15 protein-coding genes are annotated in these 14337 nt (G+C 66.0%); 10 read left to right on the plus strand and 5 right to left on the minus strand.

Going from position 1 to position 14337, the window contains the following annotated elements; all coding sequences use genetic code 11:
- The coding region (locus tag E4L98_RS16205) for a DUF6597 domain-containing transcriptional factor (RefSeq protein ID WP_371857237.1) at window positions 1-486 on the minus strand (486 nt) is incomplete at its 3' end.
- Between the two features lie 96 nt (window positions 487-582).
- Here E4L98_RS16205 and E4L98_RS16210 point away from each other — a divergent pair.
- Complete coding sequence (locus E4L98_RS16210) at window positions 583-2001, plus strand: cytochrome P450 (protein ID WP_135202590.1); 1419 nt, start codon at window positions 583-585, stop codon at window positions 1999-2001.
- A 53-nt stretch (window positions 2002-2054) separates the two neighbouring features.
- Window positions 2055-2366 carry a hypothetical protein gene (locus tag E4L98_RS16215; RefSeq protein WP_135202591.1) on the plus strand — a complete coding sequence of 104 codons (312 nt, stop codon included), beginning with the start codon at window positions 2055-2057 and terminating at the stop codon, window positions 2364-2366.
- Here E4L98_RS16215 and E4L98_RS16220 read toward each other — a convergent pair.
- Window positions 2363-3085 (minus strand): NAD(P)H-dependent oxidoreductase, encoded by a 723-nt coding sequence (locus tag E4L98_RS16220; RefSeq protein ID WP_135202592.1) that lies wholly within the window; start codon window positions 3083-3085, stop codon window positions 2363-2365. The genes E4L98_RS16215 and E4L98_RS16220 overlap by 4 nt on opposite strands.
- Before the next feature lie 80 nt (window positions 3086-3165).
- Here E4L98_RS16220 and E4L98_RS16225 point away from each other — a divergent pair, with 80 nt between their 5' ends.
- The 4 genes from E4L98_RS16225 to E4L98_RS16240 all read left to right on the plus strand — a co-directional run bounded on the left by E4L98_RS16225 (window position 3166) and on the right by E4L98_RS16240 (window position 5103).
- Complete coding sequence (locus tag E4L98_RS16225) at window positions 3166-4059, plus strand: LysR family transcriptional regulator (protein WP_135202593.1); 894 nt, start codon at window positions 3166-3168, stop codon at window positions 4057-4059.
- 12 nt (window positions 4060-4071) lie between these two features.
- On the plus strand, window positions 4072-4473 hold the full coding sequence (locus E4L98_RS16230) for a GFA family protein (protein WP_135202594.1): 402 nt from the start codon (window positions 4072-4074) through the stop codon (window positions 4471-4473).
- Between the two features lie 101 nt (window positions 4474-4574).
- Complete coding sequence (locus E4L98_RS16235; RefSeq protein ID WP_135202595.1) at window positions 4575-4889, plus strand: type II toxin-antitoxin system RelE/ParE family toxin; 315 nt, start codon at window positions 4575-4577, stop codon at window positions 4887-4889.
- Window positions 4879-5103: a BrnA antitoxin family protein gene (locus E4L98_RS16240; protein WP_167761349.1), complete on the plus strand. Its 225-nt coding sequence runs from the start codon at window positions 4879-4881 to the stop codon at window positions 5101-5103. Before E4L98_RS16235 ends, E4L98_RS16240 begins: the two co-directional genes overlap by 11 nt.
- Window positions 5104-5133: 30 nt before the next feature.
- Here E4L98_RS16240 and eda read toward each other — a convergent pair whose 3' ends face one another.
- Window positions 5134-5754 (minus strand): bifunctional 4-hydroxy-2-oxoglutarate aldolase/2-dehydro-3-deoxy-phosphogluconate aldolase, encoded by a 621-nt coding sequence (eda, locus tag E4L98_RS16245; RefSeq protein ID WP_135202596.1) that lies wholly within the window; start codon window positions 5752-5754, stop codon window positions 5134-5136.
- A gap of 1 nt (window position 5755) precedes the next feature.
- Window positions 5756-7687, minus strand: a complete 1932-nt coding sequence (edd, locus tag E4L98_RS16250; RefSeq protein WP_135202597.1) for a phosphogluconate dehydratase — start codon at window positions 7685-7687, stop codon at window positions 5756-5758.
- Between the two features lie 217 nt (window positions 7688-7904).
- Here edd and pgi point away from each other — a divergent pair, with 217 nt between their 5' ends.
- Together pgi and E4L98_RS16260 are read left to right on the plus strand one after the other, a co-directional pair.
- Window positions 7905-9557, plus strand: coding sequence for a glucose-6-phosphate isomerase (pgi, locus tag E4L98_RS16255; RefSeq protein ID WP_135202598.1), 1653 nt, complete (start codon window positions 7905-7907; stop codon window positions 9555-9557).
- Window positions 9554-10450 carry an SMP-30/gluconolactonase/LRE family protein gene (locus tag E4L98_RS16260; protein WP_135202599.1) on the plus strand — a complete coding sequence of 299 codons (897 nt, stop codon included), beginning with the start codon at window positions 9554-9556 and terminating at the stop codon, window positions 10448-10450. Before pgi ends, E4L98_RS16260 begins: the two co-directional genes overlap by 4 nt.
- Here E4L98_RS16260 and E4L98_RS31180 read toward each other — a convergent pair whose 3' ends face one another.
- The gene (locus tag E4L98_RS31180; protein WP_135202600.1) at window positions 10451-11944 is read right to left on the minus strand and encodes a methyl-accepting chemotaxis protein; all 1494 of its coding nucleotides are present in this window, start codon (window positions 11942-11944) and stop codon (window positions 10451-10453) included. It lies immediately after the preceding gene.
- Between the two features lie 407 nt (window positions 11945-12351).
- On the opposite strand from E4L98_RS31180, the gene zwf reads away from it, so the two are divergent.
- A complete protein-coding gene (gene zwf, locus E4L98_RS16270) occupies window positions 12352-13824 on the plus strand; it encodes a glucose-6-phosphate dehydrogenase (protein WP_135202601.1) in 1473 nt (490 codons plus the stop codon).
- 6 nt (window positions 13825-13830) lie between these two features.
- On the plus strand, window positions 13831-14337 hold a 507-nt coding region (locus E4L98_RS16275; protein WP_503826141.1), incomplete at its 3' end, for a MurR/RpiR family transcriptional regulator.

Raw genomic sequence — 14337 nt, forward strand, 5'->3', positions numbered from 1 at the left:
GCCGTCGGGCCGCGCCGCCTGCCAGCGCGCTTCGAGGAAGTCTTCGACCGCCGCCAGCCGCGCCGGGTCGCTGCCCGCCGCCAGCACAGTCTCCGCCCATGCCTGCCATGCCGCGCCCAACTGGGCCACCGGCGCCCAGCGGTCGACCCAGGCCGAGACATCGACGCCGCTCAGCGCGTGTAGCGCCTGCGGGTACAGCATCACGATCAGCATCCGTACGGGGCCGGGATTGTAGGTGGTCAGCGGCCGCGTTTGCGGCCCGCAGAACACCACCCGGATGCGCTGCTGCGGCGCGCCGGCCGGTTGCACCACCTGCGCTTCGCCCTCGATGTAAAACGTGATCGAACAGTGCGGCGTGGCCGGATAATGGTTGTAACGGTCGCCCGCTTCGCGCAACGGCGCCTCCACCGTGCTGCGGACGATGCAGGCGCGCACGCAGGACGCCAGGCTCTTGCGCGGGAGAATCAGGCGGGTGGGCTGTTCCATGCACCTAGTGTAAACCAAAGCGGGATGTCGGAAACGTTCAATACTTCCGCCGTCCGCCGCCGCACACTGAGGCTACCATCGAGACAGGAGCCCGTTATGCAGACCACGATCGCCGCCGCTGACACCGCCCCGCGCCACATGCGCGATCTGCCCGGCCCGCAACCGTGGCCGCTGGCCGGCAACCTGCCGCAGATGACGCCGCTGCGCCGGCATCAGGATGTCGAGGCGTGGAGCCGCCAATACGGCCCGTTGTTCAGGATCAGCTTCGGCAACACGCCGATCCTGGTGGTGGCCAGCCATGAACTGGTCAACGCCGTGCTGCGCGACCGGCCGGACGGTTTCCGCCGGCCGTCGATCACGGAAGCGATATCCAGTGAAATGGGCGGCCGTCCCGGCGTCTTCATGGCGGAAGGCGCGGCGTGGCGCGACCAGCGGCGCATGGTGATGGCGGCGCTGTCACCGCATGCCGTCAAGGCTTACTTTCCGTCGCTGGTGTCGGTGGCGCTGCGCCTGCGGCAGCGCTGGCGGCAGGTCGCTGGCGACATCGATCTGGCGGAAGATCTGAAACGCTACAGCGTGGACATCATCGCCGGCCTGGCCTTCGGCACCGAAGTCAACACCATCGACGGCGGCGAGGATGTGATCCAGCGCCACATGGACGTGATACTGCCGGCCGTGGCGCGCCGCTCGATGTCGCTGTTCCCGTACTGGCGCTACGTCCGGCTGCCGCAGGACCGCCTGTTGGACGCCAGCGTCGCGGCCCTCAACCGCGAAGTGGACCTGCTGATCGCCGCCGCCCGCGCGCGGCTGAGCGCCGATCCGGCACGCCGCGCACGGCCGGCGAATCTGCTGGAAGCGATGATCTGCGCGGCCGATGAAGGCGGCAGCGGCGTCGATGACCGGGCCGTGGCGGGCAACGTCACCACCATGCTGCTGGCCGGCGAGGACACCACCAGCAACACGCTGGCGTGGATGCTCTACCTGCTGCATCAGCACCCCGCCGCCATGGCCAAGGCGCGCGCGGAGGTCAGGCGCGTGGCGCCCGATCCGCAGCTGTTCTCTGTCGAACAAATGGATGCGCTGGATTACATCGACGCCTGCGCCCAGGAAGCCATGCGTCTGAAACCGGTGGCGCCTTTCATCCCGCTGGAAGCCCTGCGCGATACGGTGGTGGGCGACGTGCGGGTGCCCAAGCATGGCCTGGTCTGGTGCGTGATGCGCAACGACAGCGTATCGGAACAGCACGTGGCGCAGGCGGCGGAGTTCGATCCCGAGCGCTGGCTGCGGCGCGGCGATCAGGCGCTCGACAAACATGTCTCGATGCCGTTCGGCGCCGGCGTGCGCACCTGTCCCGGACGTTATCTGGCGCTGCTGGAAATCAAGCTGGCCACGGCCATGTTGCTGTCAAGCTTTGAGATCCAGTCGATCGCCACCGCCGACGGCGACGAGCCGGAGGAATTGATGGGTTTCACCATGTCGCCGATCGGCCTGCGCATGCGCTTACAACACTCCTGAGTTGAAAGGCGGTGTTCCATGCTAGGCTGATTCCGCCCACATGGAGGACACCGATGCGGTTCAAATTTCAGACCAAGCGCCACGGCCGCTGCTTCGCCGAAGCCGAGCATGAAGACGACCACATCGAGGTGGTGATCTGGTTCGACGAGAATGTCTCGGCCAAGAAAGTGGAGTACATCCTGCACATCGAGGACAAACCCCTGCCGCGGCAGATCCCGGAAGGCGGCGCGCTGCAGGATGCCGCCCTGATCGCCATCAACCACTTCGAGGCGATGAAAACCAGGGACGGCGACCAGTTCGAAATGCACTGCGGCCGCAAGACCGCGCGCTGGCGCGGCACGATCTACAACAAGATGGGCGGTTAGACGAGATGCGCGGCGAAGCCGCTGCGCCCGGGCGCGATATCCTCTTTCAGCGTCATCTCGGGGATCTGATAATCACCGCCGTTCTGCTGGCGGAACGGGATGGGCGCCGTGGTCGCCAGCGTATCGAGACGCTGTCCCAGCTGCTCGCGAACCGCCGCAAAGCGCGCCTCATCCATCGTGCCGGTCCGATAGACCAGGAATGGCGGCAGCACCGCCATGCCAGGGAAGTACAGGATGCCATGATGGATAGGGAACAGCAGATCCTCGATGGCGCCGTTGATGCCGCGCGGGCTGTAGTGCGGCTCCCAGCCGCCGGCCGTCACCATCAGCATGGCGCGCTTGCCGGCCAGCGTGCCTTCACCATAACGATCGCCCCAGCGCACATCGGAATGCTCGCCGACGCCGTAGCCGAAGCCGTAGGTATAGACGCGCTCCACCCAGCCCTTCATGATGGCCGGCATGGAGAACCACCATAGCGGAAACTGGAAGATCACCGTGTCGGCCCACAGCAGTTTTTCCTGCTCGCGCAGGATATCCGCGCGGTGATGCACCTGTTCGGGAATCTCGGCCGCTTGCAGCGTGGCGTTCCATTCCATGGCGTACAGGTCGGAGACCCGCACCGTGTGGCCGGCGCCTTGCAGGCGTGCGACGGCGAAGTCCTTGAGGGCGGCATTCAGCGAATGCGCATCGGGATGGGCGTAGACGATCAGGATATTCATGTTGATGGGCTCCGAAAAACCTCAGCATAGCCAGCACTCAGGTATAGTGGAAATGAATTCCCCGGATACCAGCTATAGTCATGAATAATCTTCACCGCATGGACCTGAACCTGCTGCTGACGCTGGACGTGCTGCTGGCCGAGCACAATGTCACACGCGCGGCGCAGCGGCTGCATTTGTCGCAGCCGTCGATCAGCGTGCAGCTGGCCCGGCTGCGCGAACTGTTCGGCGATCCGCTGCTGCTGCCCGGGCCGCGCGGCATGCGGCCGACCGCGCGGGCCGAGGCGCTGCGCGAGCCCTTGCGACAGGCGCTGGAGGCGCTGGGCCACGCCATCGCCGTCGAAGCGCCTTTCGATCCGGCTGGCGCCACGCATACCTGGCGCGTGGCCGCCAGCGATTACGGCGAATCCACCGTCGTGCTGCCGGCCATGGCGGGGCTGCGCGCCGCAGCGCCGGGCACGCGGCTGGCGGTGCTGGAACTGGCGCCGCCGCGGATTGCGCGGCAGGCGGAGCAAGGCATCATCGACCTGGCCCTGCATACCGGCGAGGAAGCGCCGCCGGGCATGCGTCACCGGCTGCTGTTCCATGAACGCTACGTCCTCGCCGCGCGCGCGCAGCATCCGCGCCTGAAGCGCAAGCCGACGCTGAAGCAGTTCTGCGAGCTGGAACACGTGATCGTCTCGCCGGATGGCGGCGGCTTCAGCGGCGTCACCGATCAGGCACTGGCGCAGGCCGGGTTGAGGCGGCGCGTGGTACTCTCGGTGCCGCACTTCCTGTTCGTGATTTCGGCGCTGCTCAGCACCGACCTGGTGGCGATGCTGCCGGAACGGCTGATGCGCGGCAATGCCGCCTTGCGCGCGGTGGCGCCGCCGCTGGAAGTGCCGGGCTACGACATGGCCATGCTGTGGCACGAGCGCGCGCACCGCGATCCGGCGCACCAATGGCTGCGTGAGCACATCATGGCGAGCATCTGAAAGGAGAACCCTGTGAAGACACGGACGGCCAGTTGCAGCTGCGGCCAGTTGAGCATCACGGTGCATGGCGAGCCGCGCGGCGTGGGCATCTGCCACTGCCTGGCGTGCCAGCGCCGGACGGGCAGCGTGTTTGCCGCGCTGGCCGGTTTCAACGCGCCTTACACGGTGAACGGCAGGGCGACGGAATACCTGCGCACCGGCGACCAGGGCGCGCAATTCCTGTTCCGCTTCTGCCCGGTGTGCGGCAGCACCGTGTATCACACAGAGATCGGCTACGACGACAAAGTCAGCGTCGCAGTCGGCGCCTTCGCCGACCCGCAATTCCCACCGCCGACCGTCTCCATCTACGACAACCGCCGCCACGCGTGGGTTCAGCTACCTTCTGACGCCAAAGTATTCAGCAAAGATCCTTAGGCAGATCAATACGCCTACTCCAGTCGTCAATACCATCCTATGAAGCATTTACTTCAAGGAGGCATTGATGACAATCCTTTTTTTGCGCGTAAAATCAGCACATGCGCACCGTTGTTGAAACGGATGTGTTTATCCGCTCTGCGGCCGAGATATGGAATGATGCTGAGCGTGTTGAGTTCATCACCTGGATTGCAGCGCATCCACAGGCAGGCACCGTGATTCCCGGCAGCGGAGGATGCCGCAAGGTGCGCTGGTCGCGTCCCGGCCGTGGCAAGCGTGGCGGCGCCCGCGTTATTTATTTTTGCGCAGCGAATGGAGTTATCTGGTTACTGATCGTCTACACAAAGTCCAGATTGGATAAGCTGCCCGCCGATTTTTTGGCCAGGCTGCGAAAGGAAATCGAAAATGCCATCTGAAAAAGAAAAATTTCAGCAAGACTTATTGGAGTCGGTCAGGCAAATGCGCGCCGGACAGGCGGGACGCGTGACCAAAATTCATCTCAGCAGCGGCGCACCAGTCACAGTCGATATCTCGCTACAGCTGGCCACTGACGTAATCGAACGCTGGAAAGCCAGTGGCCCTGACTGGCAGCTTCGCATGGCGAAGCTGCTGACTGAAGGCACACCATAAAAAAACGGCGCCGCAGCGCCGTTCCTGCTGTTAGCCGCGCAGGCTGCTGGCCGCTTTGGCCAGTTCGGTGATCTTGTCCCATTCGCCGTTAGCGATCAGGTCTTTCGGCGTCAGCCAGGAACCGCCGACGCAGGCGACGTTCTTCAGCTTGAGGAACTGTGGCGCGGTCTCGATCGAGATGCCGCCGGTCGGGCAGAAGGTCACGTCCGGCAGCGGACCGGCGATGCCGTTCAACATGCCGACGCCGCCCGCCGGCACCGCCGGGAACAGTTTCAGCTGCTTGAAGCCCTGCTCGCGCGCCACCATCACTTCCGACGGCGTCATCACGCCCGGCAGCAGCGGCAGGCCGCTGCTCTTGGCGGCGGCGATCAGCGCCGGCGTCAGGCCCGGCGACACGCCGAACACCGCGCCCGCATCGCGCGCGGCGGCGAATTCTTCCGGCTGCGTCAGCGTGCCGACGCCGACGATCGCGCCTTCCACCGCGGTCATGGCCTTGATCGCGCCCAGGCCGTGCGGGGTGCGCAGCGTCACTTCCAGCACGCGGATGCCGCCGGCCACCAGCGCCTTCGCCAGCGGGACCGCATGTTCAGGTTCGTCAATCGCGATCACCGGGATCACGGCCGAAGTACGCATAATGTCGAGCAGAGTCATATCAGGCTTCTTTCTTGGTCGAGAAATCTTCGTCGGAACCCGGCACGGTATTGCCGACCGGGTCTTTGTCGTGCAGGCCCACGGTGGTGCCGATCGGCGACGGCAGCGGGAAGGTGGTGGCGCCCTTCTCGGCTTCGCACACGCTGTTGCGGAACATGGAGAACAGTTCGCGGCCCATGCCGATCTGGTTGACCGACATGTCGGCATGCGCCATTGCGCGCGCATGCCAGACCTTGGATTCCACCAGCGCTTCCAGCGTGCCGGTTTCGGCGCAGACCTTGATGATGTCGCCGTCGCGCACCAGGCCCAGCGGACCGCCGGCCAGGATCTCCGGCGACACGTGGATCGCCGCCGGCACCTTGCCCGACGCGCCGGACATGCGGCCGTCGGTCACCAGCGCCACCTTGCGGCCGGCGTCCTGCAGGTTGGCCAGCGCCGGGGTCAGCGCGTGCAGTTCCGGCATGCCGTTGGCGCGCGGGCCCTGGAAGCGGATCACGGCCACGAAGTCGCGGTCCAGCTGGCCGGCCTTGTAGGCGTCCATGAAGTCTTCCTGCGAGTTGAACACCAGCGCCGGCGCTTCCACCGTGCGGTGCTGCGGCTTGACGGCCGAGACCTTCATCACGGCGCGGCCCAGGTTACCCTGCACCAGCACCATGCCGCCGTCCGCCGAGAACGGGTTGCCGTGCTTGCGCAGCACCTTCTCGTCGGCCGATTCGGCCGGCGAGTCCTTGAACACCACGCCCTCGCTACCTGGCGCGCCCTGGCCCAGGAACGGCTCGGCGCAGTGCTTGCGCAGGCCCTTGCCGAGGATGGTGGTGACGTCGTCGTGCAGCAGGCCCGCGTCCAGCAGTTCGCGGATGACGAAACCGGTGCCGCCGGCGGCGTGGAAGTGGTTCACGTCGGCTTCGCCGTTCGGGTAGATGCGGCACAGCAGCGGCACCACCTTCGACAGCTCGTCGAAGTCGTTCCAGTCGATCACGATGCCGGCCGCCTTGGCGATCGCCACCAGGTGCAGCGTGTGGTTGGTGGAACCGCCGGTGGCCAGCAGCGCGACGATGGCGTTGATGATGGCCTTCTCGTCCACCACGTGGCCGACCGGGAGGTATTCGCCGCCCTGGTCGGTGATCACGGCGGCGCGCTGGGCGGCGGCCTTGGTCAGCTCATCGCGCAGCGGCGTGTTGGGGGTGATGAAGGCGGCGCCCGGCAGATGCAGGCCCATGACTTCCATCAGCATCTGGTTGCTGTTGGCGGTGCCGTAGAAGGTGCAGGTGCCGGCGCTGTGGTAGGACTGCGATTCGCCTTCCAGCAGTTCGGCGCGGCCAACCTTGCCCTGGGCGTACAGCTGGCGGATCTTGGCTTTTTCGGAATTCGACAGGCCGGTGGTCATCGGGCCGGCCGGCACGAACACGGCCGGCAGGTGGCCGAAGTGCAGCGCGCCGATCAGCAGGCCCGGCACGATCTTGTCGCACACGCCCAGGTACAGGGCGGCGTCGAACATGTTGTGCGACAGCGCCACGGCGGTGGCCATGGCGATGGCGTCGCGCGAGAACAGCGACAGTTCCATGCCCGGCTGGCCCTGGGTCACGCCGTCGCACATGGCGGGCGTGCCGCCGGCGAATTGCGCCACCGCGCCGACTTCGCGCACGGCTTGTTTGATAATTTCAGGGAAACGCTCGAACGGCTGGTGCGCCGACAGCATGTCGTTGTAGGCCGAGACGATCGCCACCGACGGCTTTTTGATTTCCTTCAGCGCCAGCTTGTCGTTGGCGGGGAAGGCGGCAAAGCCATGCGCGAGGTTGGTGCAGGCCAGCGTGCCACGCTGCGGGCCTTTGACGCGGGCGGCTTCGAGGTGCGCCAGGTAGGCGCCCCGCGAAGGCTTGCTGCGCTGAATAACGCGGTTGGTGACAGTTTCCAGGACTGGATGCAACGCCATGATCGTTCCTTATGAATGAATTCCGTGAAATTTTACTACAAAATTCGCCAGCCGACCGGCTTTTCTATAATGCAGGCCGGCGCGCGAGGGGCGCCGCGGGTCGCCCGCCAAGTGATAAAATAGTCGCTTCCTGATCGGATTCGTAGTGAATTTACCGGATTTTCCTGTATCATTCCGACATCCTTCCTCATCTTACACAGATCACGACGCCCAACCTATGCGCCAGCCTGCCCTGACCTCCACCGCCAGCTTCCAAGCCCTCGCCACCCACGCCGCCGACGCCAGACACTGGCAATTGCGCCAGCTGTTCGCCGCCGACGCGCAGCGCTTCCCCAAATTCACGGTCGACGCGGCCGGCCTGTTCCTCGACTATTCCAAGAACCGGCTGGATGCCACCACCGTTCAGCTGCTGCTGGACCTGGCCCGCGAGCGTGGCGTGGAGCGCCAGCGCGACGCCATGCTGAGTGGCGAGAAGATCAATCTTACCGAACATCGCGCCGTGCTGCACACGGCCCTGCGTTTGCCGCGAAGCAAAGACCTGACCGTGGACGGCCAGAACGTCACCGCCGACGTCCACGCGGTGCTGGATCAGGTCAAGGATTTCACCGACCGGGTGCGCAGCGGCGCCTGGACCGGCTACACCGGCAAGGCCATCACCGACGTGGTCAACATCGGCATCGGCGGTTCCGACCTGGGGCCGAAGATGGCGGTGCTGGCGCTGCGCTCGTACGCGCATCCGCGCCTGAACATGCATTTCGTCTCCAACGTCGACGGCCATGACATGGACGCGGCGCTGGCCAGGGTCGATCCGGAGACCACGCTGTTCATCATCGCCTCCAAGACTTTCACCACCGCCGAGACCATGCTCAACGCGGGCACCGCGCGTAACTGGTTCCTGTGCAACGGCGGCAAGGAAAGCGACCTGGCGCGCCACTTCGTCGCCGTGTCCACCAACACCAGGGCGGTGGCGGCGTTCGGCATCGACACCGCCAACATGTTCCCGTTCTGGGACTGGGTGGGCGGCCGCTACTCGGTGTGGTCGGCCATCGGTCTGCCGGTGGCGCTGGCGGTGGGTTTCGGCTACTTCGCCGATTTCCTGGCCGGCGCGCACGCCATGGATGAACACTTCCGCGAAGCGCCGCTGGAACAGAACATGCCGGTGCTGCTGGCCATGGTCGGCTTCTGGAACCGCCAGTTCCTCGACGCGTCCTCGCTGTCGATCGCGCCGTATCACCAGGACCTGAACCGCTTCCCGGCCTACCTGCAGCAGCTGGACATGGAGAGCAACGGCAAGCGCATCACCCGCGGCGGCGCCGAGGTCGATACCGTCACCTGCCCGGTAGTCTGGGGCGAGTGCGGCACCAACGCGCAGCACGCCTACTTCCAGCTGCTACACCAAGGCACCGACGTGACGCCGATCGACTTCATCGCGGCCCTGCGCGCCACCCACGACCTGGCCGGCCACCACGATGCGCTGCTGGCCAACTGCTTCGCGCAGTCGGAAGCCTTCATGACCGGCAAGACCGCCGACGAGGTGCGCGCCGACCTGGCCGGCCAAGGCCTGAGCGAGGCGGAGGTCGAGGCGCTGGTGCCGCACAAGACCTTCCCCGGCAACCGTCCGTCCAACACCATCCTGATGGATCAGCTGACGCCGACCACGCTGGGCGCGCTGATCGCGCTGTACGAGCACAAGACCTTTGTGCAGGGCGTGATCTGGGACCTGAACAGCTTCGATCAGTGGGGCGTGGAGCTGGGCAAGGTGCTGGCCAAGAACATCCAGGCCGAACTGACCGGCGAGGTGAAACCGGAACGCCACGACAGCTCCACCAATGGCCTGATCTTCATGGCGAAGGCGGCGCAACACATATGAGCAAACACGATATCCAGGTAGCTTACGACGCCGTCATGCAGACCGGCGAGTGCCCGCTGTGGCATGCGCAGGAGCAGGCGCTGTATTGGGTCGACATCCCGGCCTTCACCGTGCACCGGCTCGATCCGGCCAGCGGCGCGCACCGCGCGTGGAAGCTGGACAGCGAACCGGCCGCGCTGGCCATCAGCGACCAGGGCGGCCTGATCGTCGCCATGCGCAGCGGCTTGGCGCACCTGAACACCGGCAGCGACGAGGTGCGGCTGACCAGCATCGCCGCCGCGCCGTACGACATGGCGATCACCCGCTTCAATGACGGTCACGTCGATCCGGCCGGCCGCTTCTGGGTCGGCACCATCTACGAGCCGCGCGACAAGCCGGCCGCCGAGATGTACGTGCTGGAACGCGGCGAACTGCGCAAGGCCTGGTCGGGCGGCATGACCAACTCCAACGGCCTCGGTTTCAGCCCGGACCAGCGGACCATGTACCACGCCGACACCGCCGCCCACCGCGTCTCGCGCTACGACTACGACGCCGCCAGCGGCACCGTGGACAACCAGCGCCTGCTGCACCAGTTCTCGGCCGATAAGGCCAACAACTACGGCGGCCGTCCCGACGGCGCCGCCGTCGACAGCGAAGGCAATTACTGGGTGGCGATGTTCGAGGGCGCGCGCATCGTCAAGCTGTCGCCGCAGGGCGCGCTGCTGGACCAGATCGCGCTGCCGGTGCGCTGCCCGACCATGCCGTCGTTCGGCGGGCCGGATCTGCGCACGCTGTACGTCACCAGCGCCGGCGCGCGGCCGGCGCCGGAACTGGAACAGTATCCGCTGAGCGGCAAACTGCTGGCGATCAGCATGGATGTCGCCGGCCGCGAAGAGCCGGCCTACCGCGAGTAATCAGGCGCCGGCCAGGCGCAGATGCCGCCCCGGCAGCTGCGCCTGCGGACGGCCGCCCGGCAGCGCCGCGGCGACGCCCGCTTCCAGCTTGAAGGCCGACACCAGCCGCGCCAGATGCTGGGCTTCCTGCGCCAGCGCGTCGGCCGCTGCCGCGTCCTCTTCCACCAGCGCCGCGTTATGCTGGGTGTTTTCATCGAATTCGACGATGGCGCTGTTGATGCGCTCGATGCCTTCGTTCTGCTCCTGATTGGCGTTGCTCATCTCGCCCATGATGGCGGTCACGCGCTGCACGCTGTCCACCACTTCCAGCATGGTGGCGCCGGCTTCATCGACCAGGCGGCTGCCGCCTTCCACCGTCTGCACGGTATTGCCGATCAAGGCCTTGATTTCCTTGGCCGCCGCCGCCGAGCGGTGCGCCAGCGTGCGCACTTCCGACGCCACCACCGCGAAGCCGCGTCCCTGCTCGCCGGCGCGCGCCGCTTCCACCGCCGCGTTCAGCGCCAGAATGTTGGTCTGAAACGCGATGCCGTCGATGACCGAGATGATGTCCACGATCTGCCGCGACGAGGCGCTGATCTCGCCCATGGTGCTGACCACCTGCCGCACCGCCTCGCCGCCCTTGAGCGCGATCTGCGACGCGCTCTGCGCCAGCTCATTGGCTTGGCGCGCGCTTTCGTTATTGGCGCGCACCGTGACCGCCAGCCGCGCCATCGACGCCGCCGTCTGCTCGATGCTGCCGGCCTGGCGCTCGGTGCGGCGCGACAGTTCGGCGTTGCCCTGGGCGATTTCGCCGGAGGCGCCGGCGATCGTGTCGGCGCCGTCGCGCACGCCGGCGATGGTGTCGCGCATGGTGACCAGCATCTCCACCAGCGAGCGCGCCAGCCGGCTGCGCGGCCTGGCGACGGTTGCCGACAGGTCGATACGGCCTTCGATCGCCGCCAGCGCCGAGACGATGCTTTCCAGTTCGCCGGCCTGGATGGCGGCGCGCCGCAGGATGGTGGCCAGGAAAATCAGCACCGCCGATTCCACCACCACGTAGGCGGCGTGGATGAACACCGTCGACAGTTGCGGGCGGGTGAAGCACATCACGCCGTAGCCCCATTCCTGCAGATAGTGGAAACTCAGATGGTGCACCGCCGCCACGCCGGCCGCCACCACGATCGGCTTCCAGTCGCGGTAGGCCAGCAGAAACGCCAGGTACACGAAAATCCCGAAATGCAGCTCGGTCAGGCCCGCCGCCTGGTGAATGTTCAAGGCCGCGAAGACCATCACCGCCGCCGCGATCACGCAGCGCGTCAGCGCCGCGCCCGGTGCGCCCAGGTGCAGCGCGGTCGCCATGCCGGCGGCCGGCAGGCCGACCAGCAGCGCCAGCAGCCAGGTGTCGTTGAGGCCGGCCAGTGCCAGCGAGAACAGCTGCAGCGCCCACAGCACGCCGAGCATCAGCTTGTCGGCCTGTACCGCGATGGCCCGTAAAGGGTCGTGTCGATTTGTCATGAGTAACTCCTAGCCAACTGCGCGGCAGCACGCGAGCGCGGGCCAGCTTATAATTTGTGTCGGAAGACGGCGGGGAGCGGGCCGGAATGTCAGCGGTGCCGCGTGGTGGCGGCGCATGCAGGTAATCCGGCGAGGTCCGCGCAGTCGGGCGCGGTACGCGTGGGGAGCGCATGCTGAAGTTGGTTGGTTCATTATACGCTCGATTTTTCCGAGTGGAAATAAAACCCCGGCTGAGCCGCCGGCCGTGCGACCGCCGCGCAACACTGGTGGGCCGTCGGCGGCGGCCTGCCATAGGCGAATGTAGTAAATTTTCTTGCAAACCGCTCTTATAAGTAGTAAATTTACACTGGTGGCCGCGTGCTGCGCGCGGCATTCTTACGGCACTTTTTTTGCGACGATTTCACACTATGGCTCTTTCCGATTTTGATCTGGTTCTGTTTGGCGGCAGCGGCGATCTGGCGATGCGCAAACTGCTGCCCGCGATGTACGCACGCGATGTGGCCAATGACCTGCCGCCGACCGCGCGCATCATTTGCGTGGGCCGCGCCGAGGCCAGCCAGGAAGAATTCCTGCAGACCGTGGAGACCACCTCCAAGCCGCTGATCAAATCGCCGGCCGTGACGCCGGCCGTGTGGCAGCGCTTCACCGCGCGCATCGTCTACGTGTCGCTGAACGCCACCGACGCCGCCAGCTACCAGAACCTGGCGCAGGCGCTGCGCCAGGAAGACAGCATCACCAAGGTGTATTACCTGGCCACCCCGCCGGCGATCTTCGCGCAGATCTGCGAGAACCTGAAATCGGCCGGCCTGGTCACGCCGAATTCGCGCGTGGTGCTGGAAAAGCCGCTGGGCCGCGACCTGGCCTCGGCCAAGCAGATCAACGCGGAAGTCGGCAAGGTGTTCGAGGAATCGCAGATCTACCGTATCGACCACTACCTGGGCAAGGAAACCGTGCAGAACCTGCTGGCGCTGCGCTTCGGCAACATCCTGTTCGAGCCGCTGTGGCGCCGCGAATGGATCTCCGACGTGCAGATCACCATCGCCGAAAAACTCGGCGTCGGCAACCGCATGGGCTACTACGACACCTCGGGCGCGCTGCGCGACATGCTGCAAAACCATCTGCTGCAACTGCTGTGCATCGTCGCCATGGAGCCGCCGACCTCGATCGCGCCGGACGCCGTGCGCGACGCCAAGCTGCAGGTGCTGCGCTCGCTGAAAAAATTCACCCCGACCACGCTGGCACAGAACATCGTGCGCGGCCAGTACCGCGCCGGCCACGTCGACGGCAAGGCGGTGCCGAGCTACCGCGACGAGCCGGACGCGCCGGAACATTCGCGCACCGAGACCTTCGTCGCCATGAAGGCGGAAATCGACACCTGGCGCTGGGCCGGCGTGCCGTTCTACCTGCGCACCGGCAAGCGCATGGCCGACGGCCTGGCGGAAATCGTGGTGCGCTTCAAGCAGATTCCGCACTCGATCTTCAACCAGCCGACCAACAGCTTCCAACCGAATTCGCTGGTGATCCGCCTGCAGCCGGACGAAGGCCTGCGCATGAACCTGATGGCCAAGACGCCCGGCGACGGCATGCGTCTCAAACAGGCCGAGCTGGAACTGGACTTCCGCGAGCAATTCAAATCGCCGCGCATGGAAGCCTACGAGCGCCTGCTGCTGGACGTGCTGCGCGGCCAGCTGACCCTGTTCATGCGCGGCGACGAGCTGGAAGCGGCCTGGGAATGGGTCGAGCCCATCCTCAACAACTGGGAAGCGGACGAAAGCTACCCGATCCCGTACGCCGCCGGCACCTGGGGGCCGGCCGCCTCGTCCGCCCTGATCGGCCGCGACGGCCTGCAGTGGCGCGAAGAAGCCCTGCCTGAGGATTAAGCTTCGATGTTGTTAGATTCGATCCGCACCCAGCTCGACTCGCTCTCCAAGTCGGAGCGCAAGGTGGCGTTGGCCGTCCTCGAGCATCCGACGCAGACGGTCAACCAGAACATCACGGCGCTGGCCAAGAGCGCCCAGGTGTCCGAGCCGACCGTGGTGCGCTTCTGCCGCACGCTGGGTTACGACGGCTGGCACGAGTTCAAGCTCAAGCTGGCGCAGGGCCTGGCGCTGGCCCTGCCGGGCCTGAACGAGCAGCCGCACCAGGACGACCTCGCGGCCGACCTGGTCAACAAGATCTGCAGCCGCTCGATCAACACCCTGCTGGACCTGCGCAACAACCTGAACCCGGAACAGATCCAGAAGGCGCTGGACATCCTGTCCAAGGCCAACAAGATCGAATTCTACGGCCAGGGCACGTCCGGCATCGTGGCGGCCGACGCCCAGCACAAATTCTTCCGCTCCGGCACGCCGACGGTGGCCTATGCCGACCCGCACATCCACAGCATCGCCGCC

The organism is Duganella callida (assembly GCF_004614165.1).
GTDB classification, from domain to species: domain Bacteria; phylum Pseudomonadota; class Gammaproteobacteria; order Burkholderiales; family Burkholderiaceae_D; genus Rugamonas; species Rugamonas callida.